General features: G+C 39.7%; 12 protein-coding genes. 11 read left to right on the plus strand and 1 reads right to left on the minus strand.

Translation table 11 applies throughout. The features are described from left to right. The first annotated feature begins 39 nt into the window (after positions 1-39). The 4 genes from LI162_RS07215 to LI162_RS07230 are packed head-to-tail and all read left to right on the plus strand — an operon-like array spanning position 40 to position 6,722. Positions 40-1,452 carry a Wadjet anti-phage system protein JetA family protein gene (locus tag LI162_RS07215; RefSeq protein ID WP_015529547.1) on the plus strand — a complete coding sequence of 471 codons (1,413 nt, stop codon included), beginning with the start codon at positions 40-42 and terminating at the stop codon, positions 1,450-1,452. Continuing rightward, positions 1,445-2,140 (plus strand): DUF4194 domain-containing protein, encoded by a 696-nt coding sequence (locus LI162_RS07220; protein ID WP_227156158.1) that lies wholly within the window; start codon positions 1,445-1,447, stop codon positions 2,138-2,140. Before LI162_RS07215 ends, LI162_RS07220 begins: the two co-directional genes overlap by 8 nt. After that, entirely contained in the window at positions 2,106-5,474 is a 3,369-nt protein-coding gene (locus LI162_RS07225; protein ID WP_227156160.1) for an SbcC/MukB-like Walker B domain-containing protein, read from the plus strand. Before LI162_RS07220 ends, LI162_RS07225 begins: the two co-directional genes overlap by 35 nt. Positions 5,475-5,483: 9 nt before the next feature. Further along, complete coding sequence (locus tag LI162_RS07230) at positions 5,484-6,722, plus strand: Wadjet anti-phage system protein JetD domain-containing protein (RefSeq protein WP_227156162.1); 1,239 nt, start codon at positions 5,484-5,486, stop codon at positions 6,720-6,722. Between the two features lie 26 nt (positions 6,723-6,748). Here LI162_RS07230 and LI162_RS07235 read toward each other — a convergent pair whose 3' ends face one another. Beyond that, positions 6,749-7,600, minus strand: a complete 852-nt coding sequence (locus LI162_RS07235; protein ID WP_055171984.1) for an AraC family transcriptional regulator — start codon at positions 7,598-7,600, stop codon at positions 6,749-6,751. A gap of 221 nt (positions 7,601-7,821) precedes the next feature. Here LI162_RS07235 and LI162_RS07240 point away from each other — a divergent pair, with 221 nt between their 5' ends. The 7 genes from LI162_RS07240 to LI162_RS07270 all read left to right on the plus strand — a co-directional run bounded on the left by LI162_RS07240 (position 7,822) and on the right by LI162_RS07270 (position 17,929). Then, positions 7,822-9,114, plus strand: a complete 1,293-nt coding sequence (locus LI162_RS07240; protein WP_015529570.1) for an ABC transporter substrate-binding protein — start codon at positions 7,822-7,824, stop codon at positions 9,112-9,114. A gap of 17 nt (positions 9,115-9,131) precedes the next feature. After that, the gene (locus LI162_RS07245; protein ID WP_015529571.1) at positions 9,132-10,010 is read left to right on the plus strand and encodes a carbohydrate ABC transporter permease; all 879 of its coding nucleotides are present in this window, start codon (positions 9,132-9,134) and stop codon (positions 10,008-10,010) included. Next, on the plus strand, positions 10,010-10,855 hold the full coding sequence (locus LI162_RS07250; protein WP_172790456.1) for a carbohydrate ABC transporter permease: 846 nt from the start codon (positions 10,010-10,012) through the stop codon (positions 10,853-10,855). Before LI162_RS07245 ends, LI162_RS07250 begins: the two co-directional genes overlap by 1 nt. A gap of 82 nt (positions 10,856-10,937) precedes the next feature. After that, entirely contained in the window at positions 10,938-13,127 is a 2,190-nt protein-coding gene (locus tag LI162_RS07255) for an alpha-galactosidase (protein WP_227156164.1), read from the plus strand. A gap of 16 nt (positions 13,128-13,143) precedes the next feature. Further along, positions 13,144-15,006, plus strand: a complete 1,863-nt coding sequence (locus LI162_RS07260) for an amylosucrase (RefSeq protein ID WP_227156166.1) — start codon at positions 13,144-13,146, stop codon at positions 15,004-15,006. An 89-nt stretch (positions 15,007-15,095) separates the two neighbouring features. Further along, positions 15,096-15,854: an SDR family NAD(P)-dependent oxidoreductase gene (locus LI162_RS07265; protein ID WP_020436695.1), complete on the plus strand. Its 759-nt coding sequence runs from the start codon at positions 15,096-15,098 to the stop codon at positions 15,852-15,854. A 143-nt stretch (positions 15,855-15,997) separates the two neighbouring features. Continuing rightward, positions 15,998-17,929: an AAA family ATPase gene (locus LI162_RS07270; RefSeq protein ID WP_055161766.1), complete on the plus strand. Its 1,932-nt coding sequence runs from the start codon at positions 15,998-16,000 to the stop codon at positions 17,927-17,929. Positions 17,930-17,945 lie beyond the last annotated feature (16 nt).

Raw genomic sequence — 17,945 nt, forward strand, 5'->3', positions numbered from 1 at the left:
AAACTTTAATAGGAATAAAAAGGAGACATAAGAAAAAACATGAAACTGGTCGAAAAAGTTCCAAAGGATCTATATAAAATATTTGGAAGTAAATATATGGAATTCTATATGCAGTTTCTGGTAGCGCTTTATGAGGAGAGCAGTCAGTCTTATTCTCTTCTCGGGCTTACGGAACGAGAGTGTCAGATGATCATGAATGAACGACTGGCGAAGATGGCACTGGACTGGAGTGAGGCAAGAGTCGATGAAGAAGGAGAACTGATCACCAGAGCCAACATGGCATCAGTCAGTCTGAAGCATTTTGAAGACTGGGGATGGCTTAGAAGGGATTATGATGAAACGTTGAACAGTTATGTCGTTTCATTTCCGGAATACAGTCAGCTGTTTGTAGAATTATTTCAGAAATTATACAGTGAAAATGACGGTAAGGAACGAGAGAGTGTGCTTACGGTATACAGTCATCTCTATACCTACAGTTTAGACAAAGAGAAGAATAATGAGATTTTAAAAAGTGCGCTTCATACATCAAGAGCACTTCTGCAGATGCTCGCGAACATGCAGGAGGGAATGCGAGGTTATTTCGATGAACTGTCAAAGCAGAGAAGTTTTCGAGGAATCCAGGAAGTACTTGTGAAAGAGATCAATAACAGTGACAGCAAAAAATATGCGATACTGACTACAACAGACAGTTTTTATCGATATAAGGAAGCTGTAAAAGAGTTGATAGAGGAAAATCTGGAAAAGACAGAAGCAAGAAAATACTCATTTGAAACCGAGCTCTTAAGCGAAGAGGAAAATACGAGAAAATCTTATCGTCTGCGAAGAATGATTGAGATCTGTGAAGAGGCGACAGATATGCTCTATAAGATTTCGAGAGAGTTTGATGCGATTGAGCGAAGATATAATAAGCTGATTGAACAAAAGACAGTATTTGCAAGCCGTGCCGCAGCAAGAATCCGGTACATTATGATGGAAGGTGTAATGGAAGAAGATCAGACAGTCGCACTGATTAATCTGATCAATGAAAGTGGCAAGTCGGAAGAGATTCTGGATAAGTTATCTTCAAAACTTAGGTTTTCGGAGCCATATAAGATTATGACAGAGAAGAGTCTGTATCAAAGACGTGAAAATCAGAAGGAAAAGTTCACTCCACAGGCGGTAACACCTGAGAAATCACAGGAAGAGAATATGACAGAATTTGTCCTGGAACCACTGTATACGCAGAAAGAGATCAGAGATTTCCGAAAGAAAAATGAACAGAATGGAAAATTCACAGTGACAAAAGATACTGTAAAATCAATAGAAGATTTGGAGAAGTTATTTATGGTATGGCAGCATGCAACAGAATCTGCGGACAGTAAGGCACAGATTGAAGTGGCGCAGGAGATGGAGAATGAGGCTGGTTTCCGATTTTCAAAACTTACGATAGAGGGAGTAGAATCAGATGGTTAATTATATGGAAGAATTGTCAGTGACAGAAGCTGATAACCTGAAGAAAACAATTGCTGCATTATTCAGACAGACATGTATTTTACAGATGAAATATGATCCTGTAACACTTGTCCCAAGAGACAATATGCATTATGAGATCTGTACAAGACACAGAAAGTTTATTGAAGACTATCTGTCTGTTTTAAGCTGTGAATTAGTGCATGACCCACAGGAACACATTTACCGTTTACATGGAGATGGAATCGCGATAGAAAAGATAAATGCCACCGTTACAAAAGTAATCTTACTGGTTAAATTAATTTACAGAGATAAGATTTTAGGAGAAGGCTTGAAAGCTACAGTGACGAATCTGGCGGAGATTCGTGAATATGGAAAGAATACGAATCTGATTAATTATAAGCTTACGATGGGTGAGTGGAAAGAAGCTTTATATGTGATGAGCAAGCATCAGATCATTGAAGTGCCGGGAGCAATCCAGAATGTTGAGGATGAGACTCCGATTTATATCTACAGCACGATCAATCTATATTGTGGAAGTATGGATATTACTGCGTTGATCAAAGAATATCAGGAAGATCAGTACGCAGAGGAAGAGATTACAGAAGAAGTTTTTGAACAGGAAATCCAGGAAGAAGCAGAGGGAGGTGTGGAAGATGAAAGAGAAGCAGTCGAAGAAAATATTTACTAGAATGTTAATGAATAACTGGGGCGGTATCAGTCACAAAGTGATGGAGTTCCATGAGTATGTGAATCTTTTCAGTGGGAAAAGTGGATCTGGTAAGTCTACTGTTATGGATGCGATCCAGGTTGTTTTATATGGAAGTATATCTTCCACATTCTTGAATAAAGCGGCAGATGACGCGAAGAACAGGCGTAGTGTTCTAAGTTATCTTAGAGGAGCGCAGAAAGACGGTTCCTTTAACCGAGAAGACCAGGACTTCTGTTCCCAGATCGTCTTGGAGATTAAGGATACAGGAAAGAATATACATACTTGTATTGGTGTTTCATTTGAGGTTGGAAAGGCAGATACAGACATCAGGAAATATTGTTTCTTCAGTCATTCCGGAAAGATTCCGGAGGATGAATATTTGACAGAAGAAGGTGTTCCGTATACAATCGCGAAACTTAAAAAATTGGTAGAAGCAAGGATAGAATCGGCTGACAACAGAGGTCGCGGAGATGTGAACCGTGTATATCCATCGAAAGAAGCGTATTTGAAAACGGTTTATGATGCAATCTTTGGTTATGTAGAGCCGGGTCGTATGATGACAATGGAGAAAAGCGCGATTGCACTTCGTATGACGAACGGAACGGGACAGTTTATCAAAGATTATATGTTCCCAAAGAGCAAGGAAGACACAGTTGCAACAATCAGTGATCAGCTTGGCGCTTACCGTGAGATCAAGGAACGCGTAGAAGACCTGGAACAGAGAATTAAAATGCTTGACGAGATCAGTCAGCATAATCTAGCCTTGCAGAAAGCAAGAGCTGATAAGATCTATGTGGAACAGATCTTAAAATATATTGAAATAGAAAATTGTAAGGCACATTTGCAATCGAAAGAGGATGATCTGCAGGATATTCTCAAGAAGATTGAGGAAAAAGAAGAAAAGAGAAAATCTTATTTGGCAGAGAAAGATGCTTATACGAAAGAACAGGTAGAAGTCGAGGCAGAACTCAAAGCCAGCGATTATGGACAGAAAGAGAAGGAGCTAAAGGAGATTGAAAATACGATTCAGCTCCTGGCAACAAATTCAGAACAATGGAGAGATATCGTAAAAGGTCTTTCAGCCTGGGAGGAAGACGATGAAGTCAGTGCTTATGTGAGCAATCAGGCGCTGCATAGAATTGATGATATCCGAGATGGTGTTGTGAGTGAAGATTCGATTGAAAAGCTAAAGCAATATTTAAGTGATGCGCTTGACAATATTAATACAGAATTAGGCGATGTTCGCGAAAGAATTCGTGAGAATCAGAAAGAACTTCAAGAGAAGCGGGAGATGGTAGAAGACCTTAAAAATGACAGAAAACCATATCGTGCGGAATTGAAGCGTGCAAGACAGGAATTGCAGAATATACTTAGTACTCAGTATGGAAGAACGATCCATGTAAATATCTTTGCGGACTTGTTTGATATTACGGATGAAGAGTGGAAAAATGCAATCGAAGGACGTATGGGACGTGTGAAACACAGTCTGGTGACAGCACCTGAATATACGTTAGATGCTGCGAAAGCATTTCGCAAAATGAAGCAGATGAAGGGGATCGAGGATGTCGAACTCATGGATACTGCGGCAATCGTGAGAGACAAGCCGAAGGCAGATGAGAATACACTGTACGAGTGTGTGCGCGCAGAGGAAGCTTATGTAGATACTTGTCTGAAGCGATACTTAGGCCGCATTAAGAAATGTGAGACGGTGGAAGAACTTCATGAGACGAGAGATGGTGTCACAAAGGACTGTTATTCCTACAGCAATTACATTTTCAGACATTTAAGAAAGAATGATTATGAGAAATATGCCTGTATCGGAACGAAAGTGTCAAAGGCGAAACTTCTTGAGTTGGAAGAAGAAGCAGCGAAGCTGAAACAGGAAGTGGAAGAGGACTGCCGTGTTGAGATGGCACTGCGTGCAGCACAGAAATTCGAGTGTCTGAACCAGAGCACAGAACAGATCTTACATCTTTCAAAAGCAGCGGAACAGCTTCAGGATTATTACGAGAAACAGGAAAAATTACGTCTGGAAGTAGAAGAATTGAAACGAGGCGACCGGACAGTCGAACTGAAGAAGAAAAAGCAGGAATTACTGGAGTTGCTTAAGAAAAATGCAGAGATTCTTGATAGCATTCAAAGTGAAGTAGTACAGTATGCGAAGACACAGGGACAAATCGAGAGCAATATCAAATCATTTTCAGAAAAGATAAACTTCCTGACAGAGGGATTTGTTGTCAACGAACAGCTTCAGAGTGAAGTAACAGATGCGTTAAAAGTACAGAGTGAAGCAGCTTATAAGAGAGATAAGACAAAAGAAAAAGATGCTTTGGAATCATTGGAAGAGACGGAGAGAGAAGAATTGCAAAGAAGCAGAAATAAGTTCAATAATGCTTATCCGGCCTATGGTTTTACAGGAATAGAACATGAAAATGATGTGTATGACAAAGTGCTGAATCAGTGTAGGAAAGATTTTGAACCGAAGTATAAGGAAGAATTCGATAAGCAGTATAATCTGGTTTACTATACATTGCGTGAAAATGTGATTGCTTCCATTCATGGTGAAATCAAGGCAGCTTACAGACATAAAAAAGAGATCAACCGTCTGCTTGCGAAGATCAAGTTTTCAGATAGTATTTACCAGATTGATATCATACCGGCTCAGAATGAAAACGGACAGTTCTATGAGATGCTTACAGCACCTGAACTAGACAGTAAAGTGTTCGATGACTACGGATTTGAAGGTCAGTTAAGTCTTGGTGAGGATGAGTTCTATCAGAAGTATGAAGAAGATATCAAGCGTCTGACTGAGAAGTTCATGCCTCCGAAGGAGGAAGATGCAAGATCCTTAAGCCAGTATCGTCAGCAGATGGAACAGTATGTGGATTATCGTAATTATCTGACTTTCAGTATGTATGAAAAGGTGGAAGATGAGAATGGAAATATCCGCAAAAATGCAGTCGATGATATGGCGGGCCGTGACTCCGGAGGAGAGGGACAGAACCCGAAATATGTCGCACTGCTTGCAGGCTTTGCGATGCTCTATATGCAGCAGACAAACCGTGATTCTAAGATCCGTCTGGTGCTTCTTGATGAAGCATTTTCCAAGATGGATAAGGAGCGAAGCGAAGTATGTCTGCATTATGCGAGAGAGCTGGAGCTTCAGCTGATCGTATGTGTACCGGATGAACGTCTGCAGTCGCTGATACGAAATGTAGATTGTGTCTATGGATTCCGAAGACATCAGAATCAGGTGTCTATGATGCACATTGATAAAGGTGATTACCTTGATATGGTTGAGGGAAATGAATAAGGAAAGAGTATGGAATTGAATAAAAAGAATCTGCCGTTGGCAAAATGGCTGATCGATAAGACGAATACAAAGGACTATCGCATAGGAAATCTCTCAGGAATGAAACATCCAAAGGTGGATGGGAATCTTTTGAAAACAGTAGGTGGCAGAGATGAACTGGTCAGACAGGCAAAAGTTCTGGAACGGATCCCAGCATTGGGTGGAGAAAAGTATCTGCATTTTGACTGGAGAGAAATGAATACAGATATTACGAGGATTGATTATCGGGTAGAAGTGATTCCAAGATTATGTGAGCTGATTGGAATCATGGATCCAAGAGAGCGTCAGTTACAGGCAATTTCAAGAATATGCAAACTGCAGGTGGATGTATCTGAAAGCTGTCTGTGCGCTTATTGCGATCATGTGTTAGAACAGCTGAATAAAGGAAATACAAAAGAGTTATCCAAAGCGGAGGATGAAGAATTTCTTAAATGCCTGAAAGCATTAGCTGCTCTGAAAGAACCGGAATGGAAGCGTGTGTTCAGCTCCAAAGTATTTGAAAAGAAAAATGATATCACACCATCTAAAGTTTTCGAACGTATTTATCAAGGTGCAGTTATTGAAACTTTGAAATACTCTCCGCAATATGAAGAGGGCATGTCAGATGATGAGATACTGGCAGTACATGGAATATTGAGTTATTCTCAGACATTAGAATGGAAAGGTGCTGTGGAGTATTGTCTGACAGATCAAAATGGCATAGCGAGCGAGGAGAAAATTGACACTTCTTCGAATTATTATGGAACAGTAATTAATGCACAGACATTAGAGCATGCTATTCCAACTTTACGAAATGGTGTTGAAAAAATCATTGTGATTGAGAATAAAGCGAATTACGAAAGCATGGAATATGATCCAAAAGTTTTATATATCTTTTGTCATGGCTACTTTTCGCCCAAAGAAGTTCGTTTTTTGCAAATGTTAATGAAGACAGCACCGGAAGAAATCCAGTATTATCACTGGGGAGATATGGATTACGGTGGAATACAGATCTTTTTATACAATGAGAAAAATATTTTCCCAAATCTGACTCCATGGAAGATGGATGTTCTTTCTTATGAGGATGCTTTGAAAAATGGAAAAGGCATTAAACTAAACAGTGAGAAGAAGAAAAAATTAGAGGCATTAAATGCTGGACAATTGGAAGCGTTGAAGCAATGTATCCTGGAAAGTGAAATGGAGATTGAACAGGAGATGTTAATAGGATAACTTGAGAAACTCGCAGAGCGTGTTTCTCATAGTTCTATTTTATTTTCAGTTCTCCAATTTCTTGGTGACATCCCATAGACATTTTTGAATGCACGTGAAAAATGCAACTGATTCGGATACCCTACGGCATTCCCAATATCTGCAATTGACAGTGAAGTGATCTTCAAAAGCTCTGCAGCCTTAGTCATACGATAACTGATCAGGAATTCCTGTGGAGAACGTCCAATCGTATCGTGAAAAATCTTTCCGAAATAACTTCGATTCAATCCGCAGAATGCGGAAATATCTTCTACAGAAATATCATTCTGAAAATTCTGTTCAATGTACGAAAGAGCTTCTTTAATATAAAAATCCCGGATACTTCCGTTTTGCTTCACATGAACTGTCGCAGCAGAACGCATGAAATAATCTAAAAATAAATAGAGATGTCCAATTAGATGAAACGGAGATTCTTCGGGATGACGGCTCAGATAAAGCATTTCTTCCATCATCTGGTTGCGAAGTTCCTTTGAACTTGCATGATAAACGGGGTGATTCAGGCTCAGACCTGCGGTTGTGACAATCTCGCGGGCCCGAAGACCGTCGAATTCTACCCACGTATATTCCCACGGAAGCTTAGAATCAGCAATATAAGTATTGACCTGTCCCGGAAAAAGCATGAAGCCTTGTCCACTTTTTACCTGCCAAGTGATGGTGTTTCCGTTTTCATCATCTGCAAGTAATGTTCCTGTTCCGGAAATTACATAATGGAAAATGTAATGATTTCTTGCTGCAGGACCGAACGAGTGAGCCGGTGCACATTGTTCCCATCCATATTGATATAATCCTAGATCAACAAAATTTTCATTTGGAAATACAGAAAAAAGTAAGTCGCTCATATAAATCACCTCTGATAGCATTATATATCAAAATGCTAGATGACTTCAATATATGAATGAAAAAATTGCATTTTGCTATAAAACTAAAAAAACTCTGATATTTATAGTGGCATAAAGATATGTTAGAATTTGATTATCAAATAGATAACCTGAATAAAAGGACAGAAATATTCCGGAATGTGTCAAAATGAAAGGTGTATGGTAAAGGAAGGAGTAAGGAAATGTATAAAAAAAGCAATCGAATCATTTGCATGGGATTGATGCTTTGTATGACTTCGGCAATGGTACTCGGAGGTTGCGGACAGAAGAGTGAAAATAGCGGAAAGATAGAAATCGAGCTTGTACAGTATAAACCTGAGGCAGTGAAAACATTTGAAAAGATTGAAGAAGAATTCAATGCAACTCATGATGATATTCATTTGACGATCGAATCTCCAAATGATGCAATGACAGTACTTAAAACACGTTTTATCAGAGAAGACGCTCCAGATATTATCGGAATCGGTGGAGATGTCAATTTCTCTAACTTTATAGATTCTGATATGCTTATGGATATTTCAGATTATGAAGGCCTGGACTCTATTAAACAGGCTTACCTGGATATAGACAAAGCGCTTGAATTTGTACCGGAGGATGGCGTGTATGCCGTTCCATATGTGGCAAATGCAGCAGGAGTTCTGTACAACAGAGCAATGTTTGAGGAATATGGCTGGGAAATTCCGGAAACCTGGGATGAATTTATAGCCCTCTGTGAACAGATCCAGAGTGAAGGAATCCAGCCATTGTATTTTGGATTTAAAGATACATGGACTTGTCTTGCACCGTGGAATGCGATCGCCGTTGATCTTGCACCGGCAGATGTCTGCAGCCAGGTGAACAAAGGAGAGACAACATTTTCAAATGAATATAGAGAAGTAGCAGAAAAGACAAAGGCACTGCTTGCATATGGACCGAAAGATCCTTTCGCTTATGATTACAATGGAGCTTGTACAGCATTTGCAAACGGAGAATCTGCAATGTACACGATCGGAAGTTATGCAATCCCACAGATTCAGACAGTAAATCCAGATATGGATATCGATTCTTTTGTAATGCCGGCTAATAATGATGCATCAGAGAACAAGCTGAACTCTGGTGTGGATCTTCAGTTCAGTGTTATGAAAGATTGCGAGAACAAAGAGGCAGCGTATGAAGTGCTTAATTTCCTTTTGAAAGATGAAAATGTACAGAGTTATCTGGATGAACAGAAAGCGGTTCCTTGTAAGGAAGGAGATTTTGAACTTGCTTCAACACTTGATGGAGTGAAATCTTTCATAGAAGAAGGAAGAATGGCAGATTACCAGGATCATTACTATCCTTCAGAGATGTCAGTAGATGCACAGATCCAGACATTTCTTATGAAAGGGGATGTGGATGCATTCTTAACAAAGTTTGATACAGACTGGAAGAGATATAACCGTGATATCATCCGCAAAGTGGAAGATTACGAGAAAGAGCATGCGGACGAAGATTAAGGAAGGGGAATTCAAGCATGGGAAAGAAATCAATGAGTGGAAGAAAAATGACCTTTCTTCTGATAACAATTCCGATCGTGGCACTGTTTTTCTGTTTTAATACATTGCCACTGATCAAAGGTGTGATTTACAGTTTTACGAATTTCAAAGGTTATGGAAGCTTTGACTGGGTAGGACTTAGAAATTATCAGGATCTTTTTACAGACAGCAGAGTCGGAGGTTCTTATCTGTTTACATTTAAACTTGCAATTGTAGCTACGATTGTGACAAATGTAATCAGTTTGATCCTTGCACTTGGACTGAATAGTAAGATTAAATTCAAGAGTGCGTTTCGTGGTGCCTACTTTATTCCAAATGTTCTCGGAGCGTTGGTTGTAGGATACATTTTCAATTACTTTTTTACATACATTCTTCCGGCTTTCGGAGAAATGCTTGGAAGCAAGCCCCTTTCTTCCAGTATGCTGTCTAGTACAAAACTGGCATGGATCGCAGTTGTAATCGTGTGTGCATGGCAGTCGATTGCGATGAATACAATTATTTATATTTCAGGACTGCAGACAGTTCCGGAGGATGTTTACGAAGCAGGAGCGATTGACGGTGCAACAGGATGGAATAAGTTCAGACATCTGACATTCCCTCTCATTATTCCATTCTTTAGCATAAATATGGTACTCTGTGTAAAAAACTTCCTGATGGTATTTGATCAGATCATGGCGTTGACCAAAGGAGGTCCGGCACAGAGTACAGAATCCATTTCTTATCTGATTTATAACAATGGTATGAGTGGCGGTCAGTTTGGATTCCAGAGTGCAAACGCAGTGATATTCTTTATCGTTATTGTTGTAATTTCTGTATTACAGATGACAATCACAGGGAAAAAGGAGGAACAGCTGTAATGGAAAAAATGAAAATAAAAGAACGAGTAAACTGGCCTGTAACGATTTTACTTTTACTTGGTCTGATTACGGTTGCTTTTCCACTGTATATGACAATTGTAATTGCACTGAAGAAGCCTTCTGAGATGACGAATAGTATCAGCGGAATCCTTTCCTTGCCAAGTCATTTGAGCCTTGACAATTTTGCTGAGGCAATGAGAGTGACAGATTTCTGGCATTCTCTCGGAAACAGTGTATTTATTACACTTGTAACAGTTGTCCTTTCAATTCTGATTCATTCACTGTTGGGGTATGCAATCGGAAGAAATAAGAAGAGTAAATTTTACAAATTCATTTATTTCTATGTTGTCAGCGGAATGTTTGTGCCATTTGCAATTCTGATGATGCCTGTTGTAAAACAGACGGCGCAGATGGGACTGGCAAACAGAGCAGGAGTTATTATTCTGTACGTTGTATTTTATATGCCTATGAATGTATTGCTTTATTCCGGATATTTGACAAATATCCCGATTGCATTGGAAGAAGCAGCCTGTGTGGATGGTGCGAGTACATGGAAAACATATTGGAAGATTGTTTTCCCAATCATGAAACCAATGCATGCGACAGTTGCAGTTCTGACAGCACTTGGTACATGGAACGATGTTATGACACCGCTTGTGATCATGTCCGGTTCAGGAAGCGGGAATACACTTCCACTGGCACAGTTAAACTTCCAGACACAGTTTGGAACAAATTATAATCTGGCATTTGCCTCCTATCTGTTGGCATTGCTTCCGATTCTGATCTTCTATCTGATCTGTCAGAAGCATATCCTCAACGGAGTTGTTAATGGAGCAGTGAAATAATAAAAAGTAAAAGATAGCGAAGCGAGAACAGACAGTAATGCAGATCTTGCTTCGCTAAAATGGAAAACAGGAGTATTTAGATATGGGAATTATATATTGCGAGAAAGACAGAACATTTACTTTACAGACAAAAAATACAACATATCAGATGCAGGTGGATCGCTATGGATTTTTGTTACATCTATATTACGGGAAGAAAACCGATGGATGTATGGACTATCTTCTGACATATTATGACAGGGGATTTTCGGGAAATCCATATGATGCAGGAGAAGATCGTACGTATTCAATGGATACACTTCCACAGGAATTTCCTTGTTACGGGAACGGGGATTTCAGAAGTACAGCATTTGCAGTAGAAAATGCAGATGGAAGTATGAGCTGCGACCTTCGTTACAAGAGTCATAAAATCTTTGATGGAAAATATAATCTGGAAGGACTTCCGGCAGTTTATGCAAGTGAGGAGGAAGCGCAGACACTGGAAATCTTAATGGAAGATCCGGTGACGGGAGTTAAGGTGGTGCTTCTTTATGGAGTGCTTCCCGCACAGGATATTATTACAAGAAGTGTGTGTGTGAAAAATGAAAGCAGTGGCAAAATCTATTTAAACAAAATTGAGTCAGCGAGTCTGGATTTCCTTTACGGAGATTATGAGCTTCTAACATTTTATGGTAGACATGCGATGGAGCGAAATGTTCAGAGAGTTCCGGTTGTGCATGGAACACAGAAAATCGGAAGTGTCAGAGGAACCTCCAGTCATCAGTACAATCCGATGATGATCCTTGCAGAAAAAGAAACGACAGAAGACAAAGGAAATTGTTATGCAATGTCCTTTGTATACAGTGGATGTTTCCAGGGAGAAGTGTTGAAAGATCAGTTAAACCAGACAAGAATGATGCTGGGACTTCAGGAAGAAGCTTTTCGCTATCCGTTGGAAACAGGAGAAATGTTCCAGGCTCCGGAAGTGATTTTATCCTATTCCTCAGAAGGAATGAATCGCTTGTCTCAGAATCTGCATCATTGTATCAGACAACATATCTGCAGAGGCAAATATAAAGAAGAAATTCGTCCAATCTTGATCAATAGCTGGGAAGCAGCTTATTTCGATTTTACCGGAGATACAATCTATGAGCTTGCTAAAGCGGCGAAGGAAGTCAATATTGACATGCTTGTTATGGATGACGGCTGGTTTGGAAAACGTGATGATGATAACAGCGGACTGGGTGACTGGTTTGTGAATGAGAAGAAACTTGGTGGCACACTTGGAAATCTGATTAAGAGGATTAATGATCTGGGTGTGAAGTTTGGTATCTGGATCGAGCCGGAAATGGTTTCAGAAGACAGTGATCTTTATCGGAAACACCCAGACTGGGCATTGACGGTTCCGGGCAGAAATCCGGTCAGAAGCAGAAATCAGCTTGTATTGGATTTTTCAAGAAAAGAAGTTGTAGATGAAATTTATGATCAGATTTGCAAGGTGTTGGATCAGGGTAATATCGAATATGTAAAATGGGATATGAACCGAAGCCTGATGGATGTTTATTCTTCTGTAACAAGAGATCAGGGAAGAGTGTTACATGATTATGTATTGGGACTATATGATTTTCTGGAACGTCTTGTGCAGAGATATCCGAATCTGCTGATCGAAGGCTGCAGCGGTGGAGGTGGAAGATTTGATGCCGGTATGATGTATTACACTCCGCAGATCTGGTGTAGTGATAATACGGATGCAATTGACAGATTACGGATCCAGTATGGAACATCTTTCGGTTATCCGGTATCGGTAGTAGGTTCTCACGTGTCAGCAGTGCCGAATCATCAGACAGGAAGAAAGACCCCACTTCATACAAGAGGTGTTGTTGCAATGTCCGGAACTTTTGGGTATGAGCTGAATCTTATGAAACTTTCTGAAGAAGAAAAGCAGGAGATCAGAGAGCAAATCGCAGAATATAAGAGCTATGCGTCGATCATTCAGAACGGATTGTACTATCGTCTCTCAAATCCGACAACAGAAGAAATCTGTGCATGGGAGTTTGTGCATACAGATGAGAAAGAACAAAGTAAAGTTCTTTTAAATATAGTTATGCAGGTGATTCATGGAAATATGACAGTAAATTATGTAAAACTTCAAGGGCTTGAAGAAACAGCTGTATATCGAGAAGAAAAGAGTGGAAAAAGATACACCGGAGCTGCACTTATGTATGGTGGCATGCCGCTTCCGATAGAGCCGGGCGAATATCAGGCATATCAGTATTGTTTTGTGAAAGAGTAAAATAAATCGGTTGACGATGGAACAGAAAATGGTGAGGAATGTGAATAATACAGAAAAAATCTTTGCACAGCGTATGGAAAAACATCAGGATGAATTACGCTGGCTTTACATGGAGTTGTATGGAAATGATGCAATGTATGCAGAACTTTGTGAGCAGATGCATGATTACTACTTGAAGCGTAGCACGGAGTTGAAAAAAAGAGATATTAAGAAAGAAAAGAATCCTGACTGGTTTAAGGAAAAAGAAATGCTTGGCATGATGTTGTACATTGACAACTTTGCCGGTAATCTGAAAGGTGTAGAAAAAAAGTTAGCTTATCTGAAAGAGTGTAATGTAAATTGTCTTCATCTTATGCCTTTTCTGGATACTCCGAAAGGAAAATCAGACGGTGGATATGCAGTGGCAGATTTTCGGAAAGTAAGACCAGATCTCGGTACAATGAAAGATCTTGCCAGATTGACAGAAAAATGTCATGAAAATGGTATGAATGTATGCATGGATTTCGTGATGAATCATACTTCTGAGGAACATGAGTGGGCAAAACGTGCACGAGCAGGTGAAGGAGAATACATGAGCCGTTATTTCTTCTATGATAACGGTGAAATTCCGGCGAGATACGAAGAAACTGTTCCACAGGTATTTCCTACAACTGCACCGGGAAATTTCACATGGCTTCCGGAAATCGGGCATTATGTGCTTACGACGTTTTATCCATATCAGTGGGATTTAAATTACCGTAATCCAAGAGTATTTAATGAAATGATGTATAACTTTCTTTTTCTTGCGAATCAGGGAATGGATATTATCCGTATCGATGCAGTTCCTTACATCTGGAAAGAGTTAGGAACAAGCTGCAGGAATCTGAAAGAAGTACATACGATTGTCAGAATGATGCGTATGATTGCGGAAATTGTCTGTCCGAGCGTGATACTTCTTGGCGAAGTGGTTATGGAGCCGGAAAAGGTGGTGCCGTACTTTGGTACAGTTGAAAAACCGGAATGTCATATGCTCTATAATGTGACAACAATGGCGACGACCTGGAATAGTATTGCGACAAGAGACATCCGGCTTTTGAAGAAACAGATGGATATAGTTAGCCGTCTGCCAAAGCAATATACATTTTTGAATTACCTTCGTTGTCACGATGATATCGGGTGGGGGCTTGATTTTGATACAATGAAACAATGGGGAATGGAAGAGCCTTCTCATAAGCGTTATCTGAATGATTATTTCACCGGAAAGATAGCAGGCAGCATCAGCCGTGGAGAGTTATATAACGATGATCCTGTAACTCAAGATGCACGATTTTGTGGAACAACAGCATCCATGTGCGGAATTGAAGCAGCGGGATTTGAAGGAAATGCAGAAAAAATGCAGACGGCAATTCAAGAAGATCTCATGCTCCACGCTTACATGTTGACACAGTCGGGAATTCCGATGCTTTACAGCGGGGATGAGTTAGGACAGGTAAATGATTATAGTTATAAAGATGATGCTGAAAAAGCATCTGATTCACGTTATCTCCACAGAGGAGCATTCCTGTGGGAACTCGCGGATAAGAGAAAAGATCTTTCTACTGTACAGGGACAATTGTTCCAGATGTTGAACCGATTGGAACAGATCCGAAGACAGGAAAATGTCTTTTCCCAGGAAGCAGAAGTATATACATATGATGTTCACAATGACAGTATTTTAGGAATCCTCAGAGAGTATAAGGGAGAACGATTTATTGCACTGTTTAATTTCAGCGAAAGTGAACAGACTGCGTGGATGCAGGAAGAAGGCATTTTCAGAAATCTGGTGAATGGTGAAATTGTAGAAGTGAAAGATCCAGTTTTGAAAGGCTATGAATTTGTTTGGATGAAATATAAAGCATAAAACAAAATGTAAAATATAGATAAATAGATTGAAATACTGAAAGAAGAATTGTATAATTTTACCTATAACAACAAAGGAGGATCTTTGAAATGGATCGTTTGAAAGGTAAAGTAGCTATTATTACAGGTGGTAACTCAGGAGTTGGAGAAGCAACAGCAAAGATGTTCGCCAAAGAGGGCGCAACTGTTGTTATCACAGCGAGAAGAGAGGCTGCACTGGAGAAAGTAGCAGAAGAGATTAAGGCAGCAGGAGGAGAAGTTTTCGCTGTTTCAACAGATATCTCAAAGAAGGGAGATCCGGAGCGACTGATGGATCTCGTGATCGAGAAATATGGCAAGGTAGACATTCTTGTGAATAATGCAGGAATTCTTGAGGAAGGACTGAAACCAATCGATCGATTCTCAGACGAAGATCTTGATCGTATCGTAGAGACGAACGAAAAAGGAACTATGCGTTGCATGCGTGCTGCATCACAGAAGATGCAGGCAGGAGCATCTATCGTAAATGTTGCTTCTATCGCTGGAGTGAAAGGATGTGGCGGAGCTGCTTATGTAGCATCTAAAGCAGCAATCGTAGGAGTGACAAAGCATACAGCACTTCGTTTCCAGGCAACAGGAATCCGTTGCAATGCAATCTGCCCGGGAAATATCATTACACCAATGACATCAGGAACAAATCCGGCAGCACTTGACCCGGATATGATCGGTGCAATGTCAACACACAGTAATCTTAGAACACCATCTTGTACAGCAGAAGATGTAGCAAATGTAATCCTGTTCTTTGCAAGCGATGAATCAAAGGCAATTACAGGACAGGCAATCGTAACAGATTTCGGAGCTATGCTGTAAGGAAAATAAGATAGCAACTATTTAAAAAGGACAGAAAGGTTAACAAAACGAAATCTTTCTGTCCTTCTTTGTATATAAATAAAAAAGAATGTTGCAAAATGAAACATAAAAGCGTATACTAAAAGAAAAAAAGCGGTGATTCTATGAAAACAAAATTTAACGAGTATTTGACAAAATTGCGTAAATCCCGGGTCTACACTCAGGCGCAGATGGCAGAAAAACTGGGGATTTCCAGATCGACTTATACCAATTATGAGAATGGAAACCGGACACCGGACTTTGAAGTACTGGAACGAATAAGTGAGGTGTTAGCCTGTTCCTTAGATGAATTATTTGGAAGAAAACCAACTTATGTTGCAAGTTGTGACGTGGTAAAGGAAGACAGCATTCTGTACAATGTATCTGGGATACAAGAGGAAAAACCTAAACTTGCAATAGGAGTACAGGACTTTCGCGATTTGCGTGAAAAACAAGCCTATTATGTGGACAAAACACAGTTTATTGAACAGTTTTTAGAATCCTGGTATCAGATTACATTAATTACAAGACCGAGAAGGTTCGGTAAGACACTTAATATGTCAATGTTGGCAGAATTTCTTGACTGCACAAAAGATTCCTCCGATTTATTTTGTGGAACAAAGATTACAAAATCTGTCCACTACAAGGAGCTCAATCGATATCCTGTTGTATTTTTGTCTTTCCTTAACGTGAAAGCGGGGGATGCAGAATCTTTGTGTTATGCATTGAAAGATACTGTACGTGCGGAGTATGAGCGCTTTTATCAGATGGTTAATGATGGAAGACTGTCAGAATTCCAGGTGAAAGAATTCAATATGATTTATAATAGTTTATGTCAGGAAAGCATCGGAAAAGAAATAGAAAATCATGTAATTCGTTCAATTGCTGTTCTTTGTCAGGCACTGAGTACGTATTATGGAGAAAAAGTATTTTTGCTGTTAGATGAATATGATACTCCGTTTATGTCTGCAAATTCCGAAGGATATTATGATGAAGTAAGAGCCATGTTGAATCGTTTTCTGGCAACGTCCCTGAAAGGCAACGATTATCTTCAAAAGGCAATTCTGACAGGGATTCAGAGAATTGCGAAGGAAAATATATTTTCGGGTCTCAATAATTTAGTTGTCTGCACAGTGCAGGACGAAGATTATGATGACTGTTTTGGTTTTACAGAGCAAGAAGTAAAAGAGCTGCTTGCTTATTGTAAAGCAGAATTTTCAGATGAGCTGAAAAAGATGTACGATGGATATCATTTTGGCAGTACAGATGTATATAATCCATGGTCAATATCGTGTTATGCGGCAAGAAGAAGGATGGATTCTTATTGGGTTAATACAAGCGAAAACAGTATTTTACGTAATGCACTTGAAGTACAGGGAAGGTCTTTTGAGAAAGAATATGAGGCCTTGGTCACAGAAGGTGAAGTAGAAGTGATAGTAGATTTTTCAATGGCTTATTATGAAAAAATGGACGAAGCAAATCTATGGGGACTTCTTGTAAATGCCGGAATTGTAACAATTACAAAAGAAATCGAAGAGGACTATTACCGACTTCGGGTTCCTAATCTGGAAGTGTGGAAAGTGTTCAAGGAATTAACAGCATGTCATCTGAAAATCGATGAGAGACATATGGAAAAGATGTTAAATGCTCTTAAAAGAAAGGATATGGAACGTTTTGCAGAAGAGTATCAGAGAGTTCTTTTGGAATTGCCATCTTATCATGATTTGAAAGATGAGAATAGTTACCATATGATGACGCTTGGAATGTGTGCATTTCTTAGAAAGGATTATGATATCAAAAGCAATCGGGAAACCGGAGAAGGCAGAAGTGATATCTGTCTTTATGCAAAACATGACAGATATCCAAATTTAATTTTGGAATTCAAGTATACCAAAGATGAAAAAGACGATTTAGAAAAGCTTGCAGAAAAGGCACTGGAACAGATAAAGGAAAAACAATATGACGCAGAGATGACCGGAGAAGTGTGTTATGTTGGACTGGCACATTGTGGGAAAAGAGTTACTGTTCACTCCCGTGTCAATCACTCCGCTGATTGACACGGAGGATGCATGT

The organism is Mediterraneibacter sp. 210702-DFI.3.120 (assembly GCF_020561005.1).
GTDB lineage: Bacteria > Bacillota > Clostridia > Lachnospirales > Lachnospiraceae > Mediterraneibacter > Mediterraneibacter faecis.